Here is a 16,574-nt window from a genome sequence, read left to right on the forward strand (position 1 = left end):
GGCCCCTCCTCACCCCTCGTCCTCTCCCACCGCGATCCCGAGCCGCCGCATCCGGCGGGCCAGCGCGCCGCGACTGATGCCGAGCTGCGCCGCAGCGCGGCTCTGGTTGCCACCCGACGAGGCGAGCGCCTCGCGGATCAGGCGGGCCTCGTGCTGGGCCAGAGGCCCGGCCGGCTCGGTAGCGACGTCCTCGGCCGTGCGCGCCTCACCGATCTCGGCCGGCAGGAGGTCCACGCCGAGCGGCGCGTCGTCGTCGGCGAGGATCATCGCTCGCTCGATCACGTTGCGCAGCTCGCGGGCGTTGCCGGGCCAGGCGTAGGCCAGGAGTCGCCGCTCCGCCTCGGGCTCGAGCTCCCGCACGCGCTTGCGAAAGCTCCCGCGGTAGTCCGTCATGAACTGCCGGGCCAGCGGCAAGATGTCCTCCCGTCGCTCGCGCAGGGGAGGGATCACGATCGGAAAGACCTTCAGCCGGTAGTAGAGGTCCTCGCGCAACGTGCGGGCCTCAATCGCCCGCTGCAGGTCGCGATTGGTGGCCGCGATGATGCGAAGGTCGGCCGCCAGGTCTCGCACGCCGCCCACGCGCCGGAAGGTGCGTTGCTCGAGCACCTTCAGCAGCTTGGCCTGCACCGCGAGCGGCGCATCGGCGATCTCGTCCAGGTAGACCGTTCCGCCGGCGGCCAGCTCGAAGAGCCCCTGCTTGGCCGCCTTGGCGTCGGTGAAGGCCCCTCGTTCGTGGCCGAAGAGCTCGCTCTCGAGCAGGGCTTCGGGGAGCGCTGCGCAGTTGATGTCGAGGAAGAGCCGCTCCGCGCGCACGCTGCCCTGGTGGATGTGGCGTGCGAGGAGATCCTTGCCGACGCCGCTCTCTCCCTGCAGGAGCACCGTCGCCGGGTCGCTGCGCATGACCCGCGAGGCGAGGGCGAGCGCCTGCTGCATCGCCGCCGATTGGGCCACGATGGCCGGCGCCGTGGTGGTGCGGTCTCGCGAGCGGAGAGCCCGGTTCTCCTGCCGCAGGAGGACCCGCTCCACCGCCTTGGCCACGCTGTTGTGGAGCTTGGCGAAGTCGAAGGGCTTGGTCACGTAGTCCCACGCCCCCTGGCGCACGGACTCGACCGCGGTCTCGAGCGCGGTGGTGGAGGTGATCATGATGATCACCGTGTCCTCGCGGACCGCGTGGAACTCGGGGATGCGCGCCACGCCGCTCCCGTCGGGAAGATTGATGTCGAGGAGCACCACGTCGGCCGGGTCGCCCTCGTGCAGGCGGAGCGCCTCCGTGGCCGTGCCGGCGGTGGCCACCGTGTAGCCCTCGCGCGCCAGGTCCTTCTCCAGCGACCAGCGGATGAGCTCCTCGTCGTCGACCACCAGCACTCGCGCGCTAGCTCGCGGCATGCACACCTTCCTCTTCGCTGCCGCCGTCCGTGGGCAGCCGGATGGTGAAGGAGGTCCCCTGCCCGGGGCGGCTCTCGACCTGGATCTCCCCCCGCTGGGTCTCGACGATCTGGCGCGCGACGTAGAGCCCGAGGCCCGTGCCATGGGCCTTGGTCGAAAAGAAGGGCGAGAAGATGCGCTCCTTGTTCTCGGGCAGGATCCCGAGCCCCTGGTCGGAGATGACCACCTCGACGACCTGCGGGGTGGCGCTCTTCACCTCGATCTCGAGCGCGCCGCCCCGTGGCATGGCCTGCACCCCGTTCAGAAGGACGTTCAAGAAGACCTGCTTCATCAACTCCTCGTCGACGCGCGCCCGCGGGAGGCCCGTGGCGTAGCGCTTGCGCAGCTCGATCTTCTGCTCGGCGGCCTTGCGCTCGATGAAGAAGAGGGCGTGATCGAGGAGCTCGGTGACCTCCACCGACGTCACGGCGGGCTTGAGGGGCCGCGCGAAGTCGAGGGCGCTCACGGCCGTCTGACTCATGCGCTCCATCTGGGCCAGGATCTTACCCAGGATGGGCTTGTTGGGGTCTTCCGCCGCGGCCTCCCGTTCGACCACCTTCAGCGCGCCGATGATCCCGGCCAGCTGGTTCTTGATCTCGTGGGCCACCGAGGTGAGGAGCTGACCGAGCGCCGCCAGCTTCTCGGATTGGGCCAGCTCCGCGCGGTGCTTGCGGTCCAGCTCGGTGGTCGCGCTCTGCAGACTGGCGGCCATGTCGTTCAGGCTCTGGCCGAGCCGACCGAGCTCGTCGGGCTGCGAACGCGGCAAGCGCACCGCGAGGTCCCCCTTGCGGATGCGGCCGACGGCCGACTCGAGGCGCTTGATCGGGCGGTGGACGAGCAGCAGGTGCACGCCCACGAGGAGCAGCGAGAGGACCGCGGCCAGGATCCCTCCCACGGCGAGGTTCAGCCGCTGTTGCTCGCGGACCTCCTCCTCGGCCTCCTCGATGGGGATGTCCACCCCCACGTACCCGAGCGGCCCCTTGTCGGCATGGCACCGGGCGCACGAGGGCTCGGTCACGACGGCCCGGACGCGACGGGCCCAGTGCCGGCCGCCGTAGAAGACCGTCTGGGCGGAGGCCACGCGATAGTTCGCGGAGGTGCCGCGCAGCCGGTCGTCGCAGGCCAGGGTCACGCGCCCGTCGGGAGTGGTCACGAAGGCCGACTTGTCGGCCGCCCCGCACAGGCGTTTGAGCAGCGGCACGACGTCGAGGTGACCGTGCTTCGTGCCGGTCCGCAGGGCCTCCTGCACCACGCCGGTGAAGCGTGTGGCGCGCCGGGCGGCGTCCTGTTCGTGGATGCCGGTGAAGAGGCGTCCGAGGACCGCGGTGGAGGCGAAGCTGAGCGCGAGCACGACGGCGATGGTGGGGAGCAGAACCTTCAGGATCAGGCTGCGGCGCACCCACCCGACGCCATGTGAGCTCCTCTTCACTGGGCCCGAGGTCCGAGCGGTGCCGACGTCACGTCGTGCAGGCTAGCACTTCGGGGCTCCATGGGCTCACCTCCATCCGCGGCCCTTGGGCAGGCGAGCTACGGCGCGGTCGTGTGGCAGGTCCCGCACTTGTTCGTGTAGGGGATCGGCATCATCTCGGCTCCCTTGCCCTCCGGCTTGATCGCCGTGCGGAGCGGCACCTGGAAGAGGTGGGAGCTGATGTCACCGGAGTAGTAGGTCACGCCCGCGATGGCGGCCTGCGCCCGTCCGGCCCCGGACTTGGCCGTGAGCGGCATGTGACAGTCGGTGCACCTGATGTCGCCCATGGCCGTGTTGGAGACCTTGTAGCTCGCCCAGTGGGCCTGCATGCGCTCGCCGACCGTGGCGCCCGCGGTGAACGTGGCGTCGTGGCAGCTCAGGCACTGCCCCTTGCCGGCGCTCACGCTGTCGAGCTTGCCGTCGAGCTGATGGGGCTCTTCGGTGACGCCGTGCGGATCGTGGCAGGACGAGCAGGCCAGGAGCTGCTTCTGGTTGCGGTATTTCTTGGTCTTCATGAAGTCCGAGGCCTGCTGATGGTGCTTCACCGACTGCTTGCCGTCCCCCTTCGTCGCGTCCCAGAGGCCGTCGTCGATCTTCGAGACGTAGTTGGTGAGGAAGTCCTTTCGGCTGGTTCCGGCGTGCATCATCATGCCGTCGGCGTTCATCGGCGTCTCGGTGTTGGCGCCGCCGATGCCGAGGGCCCGGGTGTGGCACTGCCCGCAGATGGCCACCTCGCGCTCCGGGGTGAGCAGGCGCGGGCTCACGATGGCCTTCGCCCCGCCGGCCTTGGCCCAGTGCTCGGAACCGGGGCCGTGGCAGTTCTCGCAGGAGATGTTGATCGCCTCGGGCTTGCCGTCCCCGTCGTAGTCCATCTCGCCCTTCGGGTCCGGTACGCCGTGGGCCTTGAAGCCGGCCGTGGCGTCACCCGTCAGCTTGAAGCCCGAGAAGTGGCAGCCGGCGCAGTTGTTGTCGAAGGACTTGGTCTTGGCCGGCGTCTTGAGCTGGGCCGTGGTCTTGGCCTCGTCGTACCAGTTCTGCGCGTTGTAGTGCTGCCAGACCCAGCGCGAGGCGGGGGTCCCCGTCTCGGTGGCCTGCCCCTCGAAGTTGAACTGGATCGGGAGCACGTAGCGGCTGCCGTCGGGGAGCTTGGCCAGGTAGCGCTGTTTATAGATGCCGCCGCCGTAGGTCATCTCCACCTCGTAGGTGGCCATCGGCTGGGTGGGGTCCTTCACGTTGACGAGGTCCACGAAGTACTTGCCCGCGCCGTTCGAATAGAGCCGCGCCTTGAAACTGATCCCCGTGCCCGGATCTTTCTCCGACACCTTGAAGTTGGGTGCGGCCGGCGTGCCCGTGCCGCCGTAGCCGTAGAAGTAGAGCCAGGTTCCGGCGACGGTGAACTTGGTCGCGAGGGCCCTGTTCCAGTCCGGGAAGCGGCTGCTGTCCTGCAGCGGGCCGGTCACGCCGACCTTGCGCAGGCCGAGCATGTGCAGCGTAGACAGCTCGTGCACCACGCCGTGGCAGGTCAGACAGACGGACGGTCCCACGTACTTGGCCTTCGCGCTCGGCTTGGTGGAGATCTGGATGTTCCACTGCTTGCCGACCAGGTCCTTCTGCTCTTGCGCCTTGCGGCAGAGGCTGCCGCCTGGCAGGTGCCCCGTGTCGGTGGCGTCCGGCAGGGCCACGACGAAGTACTTGCCCGCCGGGACAGAGGGGATGCGGTACACGCCGTCGGCGCTCGTGGTGGCCTGCGTGTAGCCGGCCCCCTTGGCGGCGATGGTGTCCTCGAGCGGCTCGTCGTTCGGGTCCGCCCGCACCGCGGCGATGTCGGAGCCGAGCGTCAAGGCCGCCGTTGGGATGTCCGTGGCTGGCACCAGGTAAACCTTCACCCCCTGCACCGGCTGGCGGGTGGTGTCGGTTACCACGCCCACGATGCCCGCGGCCTCGAGCGGCAGGCCGGTGAGGCCGGCCGCGCCCTGGCAATCCAGGACGTCGCACTTCTTGTCACCGTTCCGGTCCTCGGTGGCCGCGTCGCACGTGGCGTTCGCGTTGGTGTCCCAGCAGGCGACCGCGTCCTTGCCGGCCACGCCGTCCTTGCCGACCACGCCGTCCTTGCCGTCGACGCCGTTCGTGCCGTTCAGGCCGTCTTTGCCGGATGGCCCTTCGCAGCCGGTTCCGGCAAGCACCCCGATCAACATCACCGCTGCTAGTCGCGTCCACGAACTCATGGCGTCTCCTCCGCTGTTCAATCGGCTACGTGCGTGTTCCCCGCGACCACCGGGCGAGGCTCCTAGCGGGCTTTCAGAGCAACCGCCGTGCCACGTGATCACCGCGCGCACGATACCATCAAGTCCTGTGGTTGTCCCCAGTTAGCGGGTTACTTCGAGGGCCGGGGCGCACGGATCCGCGCAGCCTTTGCCCGGGGACTGCACGGATCCGCGCAACACCCCCGGGAGGGAGGGCCCGGTCTCAGAAGGTCTGGTTCTCGAAGTGGAGGAGCAGGAAGCGCGGGCTGCCCGTGGCGGCGCCGAGCACGATGGCCCCGTCCGCGTTGTCCCCGGCCTTGTTTCGATGGATGAGGTGGGCGCTGTCGGCCTTCGTGCCGCCCGAGCTCCGGGCGTAGACGGAGACCTTCTCGCCGAGCGTGATGCGGCTCGAGAGCTCCTGGATCAGTGCGTTCATCGCGTAGGGCGAAAACCCCGAGGTGCTGTGCACGTTCAGCGTGGTGGCGTAGTCGAGCGCGATCCCCGTGTGCCAGCCCTCGGACCAGGCCGGGCCGACCAGCGGGGCGCCGAGCTCGCGCAGGCGGACGTCGGGACTGACCCCGACCCAGTCGGAGCGCACGTTCACCACCATCCGGTAGGCGGCACCGTTCATCTTGACCTGCAGGATGAGATGGTCCGAGTTGACCTGCGCGCACTGGCGGTCGCTGGGCGTGACGATGGCCAGCACGGTCCCGTCCAGCCGTCCGAAGGCGTTGGTCAGGACGGCACCGAAGGTGGAGGCGCAGTCCTTGGCCTTGTTCACCCCGCCGCCGTCGCCCGTCGCGAGATCCCGGCGACCGGCATCGCGAGTCCCCTGATCGCGTCGGCCGTCGTCGCGTCCGGGGCCGTCCAGCCGTGGGCCCAGGTCCGAGGAGGGACCGAGCGCGTCCCAGGCGATGCCCGAGGCGTCCGGGCGGTCCTGGTCCTTCGTGCAGCCCGCCCCGACGGATGCGAGCGCGAAGAGTGCGGCGAGAGCGAGAGTCGATCGGCGGTTCACCTGCGCCTCCGTAGAGAGACGCGCAGTATACCGGGTCGGGCAATCCGCCGGCCACGGGTTCGTGGAATTGCGGTCGTGGAATCGCGCGCCGCGCGTGGCTACTCGTAGCCGTAGTCGGGGTCGTAGTCCGGGTTCCTCGGGTCGGGGCGCGCCTTCCCCTTCGGCTCGCCGGCGTCGGGGGTGGTCACCGACGCGCCGAAGTAGTGGAGCGCGGCCAGGCCCGCGGCGGACCCGGCAGGAGCGGCTACGAGGACGAGCCGCAGGGCGAGCGCGACGACGACCGGCAGGCGTCTGGGCGCGGCGAGTCCGCCCACGAGCAGCGCGGCTGGAGCCACCGCGAGGAGGGCGAAGCTGCCCGCGGGGAGCTCCCCGTACCCGAGCGCCACGGCCAGGTGTCCGACGAAACCGAGAGCGAAGCCGGGGGCGATCCCGCGCAGCCGTGGCGTCTCGGGGGCGGTAAAGCGCCAGGCACCGACCATCCCGACCCCGAGCACCGTCGCGATAGCTCCGAGGAGCTGGGCGGTGGAGGTGAGGCCGGAGAGGAGCACGCTCGCGCTCCCCACGCCGCCGAGGAGCAGAAGCCCCGCGCCGAGAGAGCCTCCGGGCTCGCGCGAGGCGCGGTGAGCGACCACCAGCCAGACGAACAGCATGGCCGCTGCGACGGCGCCGACCCACAGGCCGAAGTGCGTTCTGCTCCAGTTCTGCGGCGCGGCGAGCGGCACGAGGAGAAACCAGGCTGCCCCGGCGCTTCCGCCGACACGCAGCGCCCAGGTCACGAGCCGCGGGAGCGTCGGCGCCAGCGCCTCGAGCACCCCCACGGCCGAGCCGGCCGCGACGACGAGCGCGAGGCGGTGATTCGGCGAGCTACCCAGCAGGCCGCCGCCGGCCAGGTAGCTCGCGCCGAGATAGGCTAGGCCCAGGCCCGCCGGGAGGCCCCACCCGCCGCGGGGCCTCTCGTCGCGCCGGAAGGGCTGCCAGGCGAGGAGCAGGGCCAGAACCGCGACGACGGCCGGAACGACGACGCTCGCGAGAAAGGCCTGGCCGAGCATGGCGACCTCCGCGCGTGATGGGGGGCTACTGCTTGATCCCCTCGGTGGCGAGCGTGAGCGTGATCGTGTCCCCCACCACCTTGGGCACCCCCTTGACCTTGAAGTCGCTCAGCTTGACCGAGAAGGTGCCCTCGAAGGCGAGGCGCTCCTTGCCCCAGGGGTCCTTGCCCTGGCCGAGCTTGGTCAGCTTGACCGTCACGGACTTGGTCACGCCCGCCAGCACGAGGTCACCCGTGACGGCGTAGCCCTTGCCCGCCTTCTTCACCTTCGTGCTGGTGAAGGTGATCTTCGGATTCACCTTCACGTTCAGGAAGTCGGGGCTCTTGAGGTGCGTGTCGCGCTTCTTCTCGTTGGTGTAGACGCTGTCGGCGTCCACCTCGATCGTCACCGAGCTCTCCGCCGGCTTCTTCTCGTCGAGGCTGAACTTGCCGGTGACGTTCCGGAACATGCCGTAGACCACCCCGATGTCGAAGTGCGTGGCGCGGAAGAGCACCGTCGTGTGCGACGGGTCGAGCTGATAGCTGTCGGCGGCGTGGGCCTGCGTGGCGAGAAGGCCGGCGGCGCACGCGGTGAGGAGGGTGGCGCGAGAGGTTCGATGCGTTCTCATGGTCCTGGCTCCCTGGTCGGTTGGATTCTGCCTGCCCTAACCATGCGGGCGACAGGCCTCATTGACAATGGTTCGAGGCAGGACAAGACTGTTGCAGGAAACGCAACAATGGCCATCGACCAGCTTCGCCGCATGGGGATCTTCGGCACGGTGGTGGAGCTCCGGGGCTTCTCCGAGGCGGCCCGGAAGCTGGGCCTCACCCGATCCGCCGTGAGCCGGCAGGTCGCGCTGCTCGAGACGCAGCTCGGCGTGCGGCTCCTGCATCGCACGACGCGGACGCTTCGCCTGACCGAGGCGGGCGCCGGCTACTACGAGGCCTGCGCGCGCATTCTGGCCGAGGCGCGGGCGGCGGACGAGTCGGTGCGCCAGCTCCAGAGTCGGCCGACGGGCACGCTGCGCGTGACCGGCCCGGTGATCGGTCATCGGCTGATCGTTCCGCCCCTCCTCGCGTTCATGGCGCGCTATCCCGAGGTGAAGGTGGACGTCCTGCTCGACGACCACTACCTGAACCTGGTGGAGGAGGGGATCGACGTCGGGATCCGCATCGGGCTCACGGCCGACGTCAGCCTGGTGGCCCGCAAGGTGGCGCCCATTCGCTACGTGGTCTGCGCCACGCCGGGGTACCTGAAGCGGCGGGGCACGCCGAAGGAACCCCAGGACCTCGCGGGCCACGACTGGCTCATCTATAGCCTGCTCCCGTCGCCGCGCCGCCTCGTCTTCCACCGCGACGGGCGGCGCGTGACGGTGCGCGTGAACGGGCGCTTCACCACGAACGGGGGGCTCGCCGGCTGGGAGGCGCTGATGGCGGGGGCGGGGATTACGGCCATGCCGAGCTTCTATCTGGCGGACGAGCTGCGTGCGCGCCGGCTGCGCCCGCTCCTCGAGGAGTACGAGCTGAAGCCCTCGGCGCTCTACCTGGTCTACCCGCATCGGGAGCACCTGCCGACCAAGGTGCGCCTCTTCGTGGATTTCTACGCGCAGCAGGTGGCGACGCTGCTGCCCGCGACGTGACGAGGGTTGGTGCTGGGCCGGCCGTCGGGCGCTTACCGATGCCGCTTCATGCGCTCCAGCGCGCGCTTGAACTTCACGCACGGATCCTCGCGGTCGAGGCGCGTGGTGAACCAGACGAAGTCGAACGGGCGCGCGAGCTGAAGGAGCGGCTCGAGGCGCGTATCGGAGCTGGCCGGCAGCGCGTCCACCTCGAGAATACCCACCGCGATGGCCGTGGCCTGCCGGCGGCCCAGGTGCGCGAGGTGTAGCGGGACGCCCCGGTCGCGCCGCACGTGCCCGTTGCCGGCGATGAGGACCGCGCCGTGGGAGGTGGCGTGGGCGAGAAGCCGCTCGGCCAGGTGCCGGTCGCGCGCCGCCTGCATGGCCGTCATCATCCGGACGAGGCGCTCGCTCGCGTGTCCGCAGTGGGCCTCCTTGATCTCGACGGCCAGCTCGGCGCGCGCTTCGGGACCGAGCAGGTCGGTCGCCGCGTGCGGCTGCGAGGCGGGGAGGGCGTCGGGCGGCGGCCCCGCGGTGTGCAGGCGCATCAGCGCGGTGCGACTCATGCCCGCCGCGAAGAGGGGCAGGTGGGCGGCGAACGCCACCTCGGCGATCGGTCGATAGATCCCCCACGGGGGCCAGCCCGAACGCTCCCAGGAGAGCGCGGGGCCGAGGCCCTGGGCCGACGCGTCGGGCCGCTGCAGGTACGCCCGCAGCGCGTCGCCTCGTTCCTCCTCGATCATCTCCCAGCCCACCGATGGCCGGCGACCGCTCGCGACGAGGCCGGCCAGGATGCGCGCCTGCAGCCGGTGGTGCTCGGGGTGATCGTGCCGCTCGCCGAGCAGGACGAAGCGGGCCTTCGCCAGCGCGGCGAGGAGCGTGCGTTCGTCCACGAAGCGGCGGGCGCGCACGTCGAAGATGCGAGGCTCATTCCGCGGCGGGCTGACGGAGGCCGCTGGCGGCGAGCGCACTCCGCGCGGCGAGCGGCAGGCCGGGGCCCCGAGCAGCAGAGCGACGGAGATCAAGAGGACCGTGCGAAGGGAGGCGTGAGGCATGGCGGAAGCGTAGCCGAACTGGGCCGCAACGGTGTTATCGTGAAGGAGATGTGGCGCTGGACGCAGTCCGAAAGGGTCCCAGGTCTTGCTCTGCTGCTCGTCCTGGTCCTGGCATCGTTCGGGGGGTGCGCCGGATCGACTCCGATCGAGAGCCTCGCCACCGAGGATCCGCCGCTCGAACCCGATGGCGGGTCTTCCGTGGGACTCGACGCGGGAGAGCTTCCCGAGGGTGCCGGCGATGGGTCTCTGGATGGACGTGGCGCCGGGGCCGACGCCGCAGCCCGACCCGCCTCGTACCTCGTGCTCTGGGACACGCCGATGCGCTCCGAGGCGCGCGCCGACGCAGCGACGGTGAGGAGCGTGCTCCGGGGGTCGATCGTCGCGCCGGCGGACGCGAACGCTGCGGCGACGGGCGGCTATCTGAAGGTGAAGTTCCTCACCAAGACGGGCTGGATGCCCACCTCGCGCCTGGTCGGCGTCGCGCTCGGGACGAAGATGCGCGAGGTCGCGCTGGCGCATCCAAAGGCCTTCTTCAAGCGGCAGGTCTTCCACAGCGTGTGGAATCCGACGGGGCCCTCCACGAGCGGCAACTGTGCCCCCACAAGCCTCGCCATCGCGGTCAAGGCGCTCGGCAAGGAGCCGCCCGACCTGGACGTGGAGGAGAGCATCGACCGCGTGCGCAAGCTGATGGGCAAGGCCTCCGACTCCGGGGGGGCGACGCTCGACCAGGTGCGCACGGGCGTGGAGAAGCTCGGCCTCAAGTACGTGGCGATGGCCAAAGGGGGACTCGAGGCGCAGCTCGGCAAGGGGCGGCTGGTGGTGCTCGTGGGCACGCCCGGCGATGGCGGAGGCGGCTCCTCCACGGCCTACCAGAAGGCGTTCGCGACGGCCGGCTACGCGTACACCTTCGACGGGCGCCACTCGATCCTGGTCCTGGCGCTGCGCGCGTCGGGGAAGTACCTCGTGGCCGATCCGCTCTCGAAGCTCGGGCCGCTCGAGCTGACGCGGTCGCAGCTGCAGGATTTCTATGCCCGCTGGGGGGGCGAGGGGACCTCGATCTGGGCCGAGTAGTTTCGTTCTAGAACGCGAATCCCACTTGCACGATCTGCCGTTCGCGCCCCGGGGACACGCTCAGGATGACGCGGGTCTTCAGGTCGCGGTACTCCTTCTCGCGCTTGCTCCCCATGACCCAGAACGGAAGACCTACCGGCAGGGAGGCGAGCCCCACCATCAGGGTGGCCCACGCGGCGCCTTGAAAGGCCTTCTGGCTGGAATGCTCGTAGGCGGCGGGCATCAGGCCGGCGCCGGTCGCCGTGGCCACGATGCCGAGGAAGGTGAGCAGCATGCCGCCCAGCTTCAGGCTGCGGGCGTCGGCGATCTGATCGTCGAGCTGCTGCAGCGCGAGGAGCCTGCGCTGCGGGTCGAGCCCCGTCGTGGGGTGGACGGGTATGGCGGGCTCGGCGCGGGCCGTCGCGGCGGGCACGATGGTCAGGTTCGCGGTGGCCAGGGCGGCGAGCAGGGCGAAGACGGGGTGGCGCATGGAGGGCTCCTTTGTCGGCTCGGTGGTCGAGGGCCGTGGCTCGGACGGCACGGACCGTAGCGGCCGAAGACTGACAGGGCAAGCTACGTGCCGTCCCACTGCGTCGGCCAAAGGGCGGAAATGGCGTGACAGCCCTGCCGTGGCCTCGCGGCTCGGGGGCGTAGACGCGACAAGCTTGTCAGGGTGCGCATTGACCAGGCTATGGCCGGGCTCTAAAGATGCAGCTCGCGGCGACGTTCGTCGGGGAGGAAGCCGATGGTTCGAGCGTGGACACGAGGCGTGGCGGCGGCGGCGTTGCTCGGGGTCGGGGCCTGCACCACCCCCGTTTCGGAGGCGCCGGTCCCCGAGGGACGGGACTGGTACTTCGTGGCGGCGGGCTTTCGCCGGCACGTCGTGCGCAGCACCACGAGCAGCAGCACCTCGCATTCCGGCGGCAGAGCGTTCACGACGACCACCACGCTCACGCAGGCGAGCAGCGGGTACACGGGGGTGCGCGTCCCCCAGCGCGCCGGCGAACCGGTGCCCCCTTACCCGGGCTCCGACGAGCTGCTTCGATCGCGCAAGGAGCTCCTGCTGGCGCCGTTTCGGCCCCTCGGCGAGGCGCCGCTATGACCGCGCGCTTAGCGGCCTTGCGCGTGAGCCTCGGGATCCTCGGCGCCGCGACGGCGCTGGCCTGCGCCACTCCGGCGCGCCCCTACGGGCAGCCGGACTTCGTCCTCGAGCAGGTACCGACCTTCGTGGACTCCGCCGTGCGTGCGCCGGCCATGCCCCGGCTCCTCGTGCTCGGAGCGCTCGAGGACCACACCGTGCAGCCCGTGGGGGGCCAATACAACGAGGAGGAGTACCGGGTCTCGCCGCTCCTCCGCACCTTCTATTACTGGGCGCTCGCGCCGAAGGTGCTCGACGAGCTGCACGCGGGGCTGCGAGAGCGCGGAGCACGCGTGGTGAAGGAGTACCTGGACTCTGGCGCCCCCGCGCCCTTCCCATCGCCGCCGTATCCGCCGGGCCTGCTCGTGCTTCGGGGGAGCATCGAGTCCTTCGGGCTCGCGCGGCAGGTACACGGTGGGGACGTGCTGATCGCGGAGCTCGACCTGCGCCTGCTGCGGGGGGAGAGCGGCGAGCTGCTCTGGCGGGGAAGGCCCCGCGTCGCGTTTCGCAGCGCGTGGGCCCACGATCCCTTCCGGCGGCTCGGACAGGCCGTTTCGGCGGGGCTCCTCGGGGATCGGGCCTTTCGTGTGGCGATCGGAGGCGCGCCATGATGTTCCGCACTGCCGCCGCGTTGCTCGTGCTCGGCCTCGCCGCGTGCACGCAGCCCTATTCGATGCTCATCGCGGCTCCGGCGCCGCTGCGCCTGCCATCGGTCGGGCGACCGCCGAGCCTGTACGTGCGGCCGCCCGTGGACCTTCGCCCGCAGCTCGAGCGCGACGGGGATCGTCCGCGCGTGAAGTACTTCGTCTTCCTCGGCCTCACCTTCGTGAGCGCGAGCCGTGGAACGCACCTGACCGGGCCGGGGCACTTCCTGCCGACGCTGCTCCCCGAGCTGCACCAGAGCCTGCTGCTCCACCTGCGGTCGACGGGGCTCTTCGCCGAGGTCTCGCCCGCGCGCGGCGAGCTGAGCCTGGAGACAGAGCTCTTGCACCTCGTCGCGGCGCAGTACCAGGACGAGGAGGGGATGGCCACCCTCGGCGGAGGGAGCTTCGTCGACACGCGCAACTTCTTGCCGCACGGAACCGCGACGCTGCGCTTGCGCCTCCGACGCGGCAGCCGGCTACTCGCCGAGCGCGTCGTGCGAGGGACGTTCCTCGGGGGCCCCGAGGTGCGGATCTGGAACCTGGGGCAGGTGGCGAGGCAGGCTCTCGCGCAGGCTCTCGCGCAGGCGCGGCTGCAGGTGGCCTCCTGGGTCCTCGAGCAGGCCTACGCGGGGACGGATGGCGCGCGGATGCGAGCGCATTACGGCGAAGAGCACGAGAAGGGGCACACCTTCTTCGCGCACCTCGTGAAGCGAGATCGCACGGGGGTGGTATTCACGGAGCTTCACTGCCCTTCGGGGCGCGTCGTGCGCAGCCAGGAGGTCACCGGGATCCCGCTCGTAGGGTCCCCCGGCGAGTGGATCGTCAGCCCCTACGATCCGCAAGGGGTGCGTTACCCGGTGGTGGTTTACGACGGTCTGACGCAGCACCTGGCCGAGCACTTCGTGTTGCATCGCCTGGATCAGCTCGCCGCGTTCCATTACCTGGGGGCAAAATTGACCTACGTCAAGTAGGCACCGGCCTCATGTCACGTCGCGATTCTCCTCGGGGTCTAGCCTGACTGCAGATTCCCAGGAGGAACGACATGAGCCGCAAATCAAGCTGGATGGTGGGCGCGGCGCTATCGAGCGTCGCGCTATTGTTCACGGGGTGCGAGGGGCCGGCGGGTTCGGAAGGAAAGGCAGGTCCTCCGGGTGGAAACGCCTTGGTCCGGACCACCACCGAGCCGGCGAGCAAGACCTGCCCCGGAGGGGGAATCAAGGTCGAGGTGGGTCTCGACGCCAACGCCAACGGCACGCTAGAAGATGGAGAGGTGACGGCCGCCGCCACCTCGTACGTCTGTAACGGGACGGCGGCAGGCAAGAGCGCGCTCGTGAAGACCAGCGCCGAGCCCGCGGGCACGAACTGCGCGGGTGGTGGCATCAAGATCGAGACCGGCGTGGACGCCGACGGCAACGGCACGCTCGAGCCGACGGAGATCGTGGCCGCGCAGACGACCTACGTCTGCAACGGCGCCGCGGCCTCCGGGCCGACGGGCATCACCTCGCCCAGCACGGGGCTGAAGATCGAGGTCAAGTCCGTCAGTACCAAGGCGGGCGACCCGATCACGGTGCGCTTCCTGCTCAAGGACGATCGCGGCTTCCCGGTGGACATGGCCGGCAACTTCTCGGTGAACACGCCTATCGCGCCGCGCTTCGCGCTGGCCTGGTTCACCAAGGACAAGGACGGAAACGTCCTGCCCCTGAACGTCTACACCAAGAGCAACTCGGCGACCAACCCCACGCCGAACCCCACGGCCTACGCTCCGAGCGCCACGGCCACGACGGCCGGAACGATCAAGGAGAACGGCGTCGGCGCCGGCGACTACACCTATACCTTCCCCAGCACGGACACGGAGCCCGGGCCGCGGAAAGTGGCCTACGATGCGACGAAGCTGGACGAGACGCACGTGGTCTGGATCCAGGCCTCGCGCCAGACTGACCTCGTCTTCCCGACCAACGCGAACACCTTCTTCGCGGCGAACCAGGACTACTACTTCATCCCGAGCGGGAAGGGCACGCCGCTGTCGCGCGAGATCGTCTCGAACGACGGCTGCATCAAGTGCCACAGCAAGTTCAAGCCGGAGACGACGACCAGCAACGCCTTCCACGGCGGTGGCCGGATCAACGCGCTCTTCTGCAACGTCTGCCACAACCCGGACCGGAAGTCGAACCCGGCGGCGAACTCCGCCACCTTCGTGCACCGGATTCACCGCGGCGAGCACCTGCAGCCGGCGAATATCTTCGACGGCATCGCGGCGACCTATCCGCAGGACATCCGGAACTGCGACGCCTGCCACAAGGGCGCGGCGCAGGGGGCCCAGGCCCAGACCCGGCCGACGATCGCTTCCTGCGGGTCGTGCCACGACTACGTGGACTTCGCTGCCTCGACGAAGCCGGCCTGTACCAACCCGGTGACGGTGGACGCGAACGGCCTGCCCGTCCCGTGCAAGCACGTGGGCGGTGCCCAGGCGGACGACACGGGCTGCGCCGGCTGCCACAAGGCGGACTCCGTGCTGGCGAAGCACGAGCCGGTCATCCCGCCGGATCCCAAGAACGGGCTGATCGTGACGGGCGGTAGCAACAACACCAACGCCGCGTACGTGGCGGCGACGGGCTTCGTGCCCAAGGGCGCGGCGGTGATCACCTACGACGTGAAGAGCGTGGACGCGGTGGCGGACGACACCATCAAGCCCAACAAGCGCCTCGCCATCACCTTCAAGCTGAAGAAGGACGGCAAGGACGTGGTCTTCCAGACCTACGCGGCGGGCACCACCACCGAGCTCATGGCGGGCTTCGTGGGTTCGCCGAGCGTCTACTTCGCCTTCGCCGTGCCGCAGGACGGCATCGAGAAGCCGGCCGATTTCAACGCCTCGGCCAGCGGCTACATCAAGAACATCTGGAACGGCACCGCGACCGGCACCGCCGCCGGGACCATCACGGGCCCGGACGCGAGCGGCTACTACACGATCAAGCTCACCGGCGTGCAGCTCCCCGAGAAGGCCACGATGCTGACCGGTGGCCTCGGCTACAGCTACAACATCAGCACGGCGCTGCCGCTCACGCAGATCGACCTTCCGGCCTATCCGTACACGGCCGACAAGAAGCAGGGCGGGCTCGTCGTGCCGCCGCCGAACGTCTGGAAGGTGGCCACGGGCTTCACCGGCCGCCGCGCGATCGTAGACAACGCGAAGTGCAAGAACTGCCACGGAACCCTCGGTGTGGCGCCCTCCTTCCACGCCGGGCAGCGTAACGACGGTCCGACGTGCTCCTTCTGCCACACCCCGAACCGCGCCAGCTCCGGGTGGTCGGCGGGCTCCGAGTACTTCATCCACGCGGTGCACGCGGGCCGCAAGCGCACGCAGCACTTCACCTGGCACGCGACCAAGAAGGGGCCCGGCTACGGGGAGATCGAGTTCCCGAGCCCGCTCAACGACTGCAAGGTCTGTCACGTGGCGAACACCTACGACCTGACGGCGTCGGCGAACCTCACGGCGCTGGCCAACCGGACGGTCATCACGACGGCCACGGGCAAGTACAACAGTGACCCGCTCGTGAACTCCACCTACTACACGCTGGCACCGTACGTGGTGGCGGACAACCTGAAGGACTACGGCGCGGGCTTCTCCTTCGCCGGAGCCACCGGCCTCGCGACGCAGGCCGCCGGCACGACCCTGGTCATGTCGCAGCTCACGGGTGTCTGCTCGGCCTGCCACGATAGCCCCGTGGCGCGGACGCACATGACGACCCACGGTGGCAGCTTCTACGCCCCGCGGTCTCAGGTCCTCGCGGCCGGGAACACCGAGCAGTGCATGATGTGCCACGGCCCGGGTCGCATCGGGGCCATCGGCCTCGTGCACCAGCGGTAACCCGCGACGCGTAGTCCCACCTCCG

General features: G+C 69.9%; 14 protein-coding genes. 6 read left to right on the top strand and 8 right to left on the bottom strand.

The window, feature by feature from the left end; all coding sequences use genetic code 11:
• Positions 1-9: 9 nt before the first annotated feature.
• The 6 genes from IT371_08680 to IT371_08705 all read right to left on the bottom strand — a co-directional run bounded on the left by IT371_08680 (position 10) and on the right by IT371_08705 (position 7,807).
• The gene (locus tag IT371_08680) at positions 10-1,386 is read right to left on the bottom strand and encodes a sigma-54-dependent Fis family transcriptional regulator (protein ID MCC6747717.1); all 1,377 of its coding nucleotides are present in this window, start codon (positions 1,384-1,386) and stop codon (positions 10-12) included.
• Entirely contained in the window at positions 1,373-2,824 is a 1,452-nt protein-coding gene (locus IT371_08685) for a HAMP domain-containing protein (GenBank protein MCC6747718.1), read from the bottom strand. The genes IT371_08680 and IT371_08685 overlap by 14 nt, the downstream gene beginning before the upstream one ends.
• A gap of 128 nt (positions 2,825-2,952) precedes the next feature.
• Complete coding sequence (locus tag IT371_08690) at positions 2,953-5,118, bottom strand: hypothetical protein (protein MCC6747719.1); 2,166 nt, start codon at positions 5,116-5,118, stop codon at positions 2,953-2,955.
• 241 nt (positions 5,119-5,359) lie between these two features.
• Entirely contained in the window at positions 5,360-6,151 is a 792-nt protein-coding gene (locus IT371_08695) for a hypothetical protein (protein ID MCC6747720.1), read from the bottom strand.
• Positions 6,152-6,249: 98 nt separating this feature from the next.
• A complete protein-coding gene (locus IT371_08700; GenBank protein MCC6747721.1) occupies positions 6,250-7,200 on the bottom strand; it encodes a hypothetical protein in 951 nt (316 codons plus the stop codon).
• A 25-nt stretch (positions 7,201-7,225) separates the two neighbouring features.
• The gene (locus IT371_08705) at positions 7,226-7,807 is read right to left on the bottom strand and encodes a YceI family protein (protein MCC6747722.1); all 582 of its coding nucleotides are present in this window, start codon (positions 7,805-7,807) and stop codon (positions 7,226-7,228) included.
• A 108-nt stretch (positions 7,808-7,915) separates the two neighbouring features.
• Between IT371_08705 and IT371_08710 the strand changes: the two genes are divergently transcribed.
• On the top strand, positions 7,916-8,818 hold the full coding sequence (locus tag IT371_08710; protein MCC6747723.1) for a LysR family transcriptional regulator: 903 nt from the start codon (positions 7,916-7,918) through the stop codon (positions 8,816-8,818).
• Between the two features lie 32 nt (positions 8,819-8,850).
• Here IT371_08710 and IT371_08715 read toward each other — a convergent pair whose 3' ends face one another.
• Entirely contained in the window at positions 8,851-9,852 is a 1,002-nt protein-coding gene (locus IT371_08715; protein MCC6747724.1) for a ChaN family lipoprotein, read from the bottom strand.
• Between the two features lie 39 nt (positions 9,853-9,891).
• Between IT371_08715 and IT371_08720 the strand changes: the two genes are divergently transcribed.
• Positions 9,892-10,923, top strand: a complete 1,032-nt coding sequence (locus IT371_08720) for a hypothetical protein (GenBank protein MCC6747725.1) — start codon at positions 9,892-9,894, stop codon at positions 10,921-10,923.
• Positions 10,924-10,930: 7 nt separating this feature from the next.
• Here IT371_08720 and IT371_08725 read toward each other — a convergent pair whose 3' ends face one another.
• Entirely contained in the window at positions 10,931-11,392 is a 462-nt protein-coding gene (locus tag IT371_08725) for a hypothetical protein (GenBank protein ID MCC6747726.1), read from the bottom strand.
• A 255-nt stretch (positions 11,393-11,647) separates the two neighbouring features.
• On the opposite strand from IT371_08725, the gene IT371_08730 reads away from it, so the two are divergent.
• The 4 genes from IT371_08730 (at position 11,648) to IT371_08745 (ending at position 16,549) form a co-directional block, all read left to right on the top strand.
• Positions 11,648-12,004, top strand: a complete 357-nt coding sequence (locus IT371_08730) for a hypothetical protein (protein ID MCC6747727.1) — start codon at positions 11,648-11,650, stop codon at positions 12,002-12,004.
• Positions 12,001-12,651, top strand: coding sequence for a hypothetical protein (locus IT371_08735; GenBank protein MCC6747728.1), 651 nt, complete (start codon positions 12,001-12,003; stop codon positions 12,649-12,651). Before IT371_08730 ends, IT371_08735 begins: the two co-directional genes overlap by 4 nt.
• Positions 12,648-13,655, top strand: coding sequence for a hypothetical protein (locus IT371_08740; protein MCC6747729.1), 1,008 nt, complete (start codon positions 12,648-12,650; stop codon positions 13,653-13,655). Before IT371_08735 ends, IT371_08740 begins: the two co-directional genes overlap by 4 nt.
• Before the next feature lie 71 nt (positions 13,656-13,726).
• Positions 13,727-16,549 (top strand): OmcA/MtrC family decaheme c-type cytochrome, encoded by a 2,823-nt coding sequence (locus IT371_08745; GenBank protein MCC6747730.1) that lies wholly within the window; start codon positions 13,727-13,729, stop codon positions 16,547-16,549.
• Positions 16,550-16,574: the final 25 nt, after the last annotated feature.

The organism is Deltaproteobacteria bacterium (genome assembly GCA_020848905.1).
Taxonomy (GTDB): domain Bacteria; phylum Myxococcota_A; class Polyangia.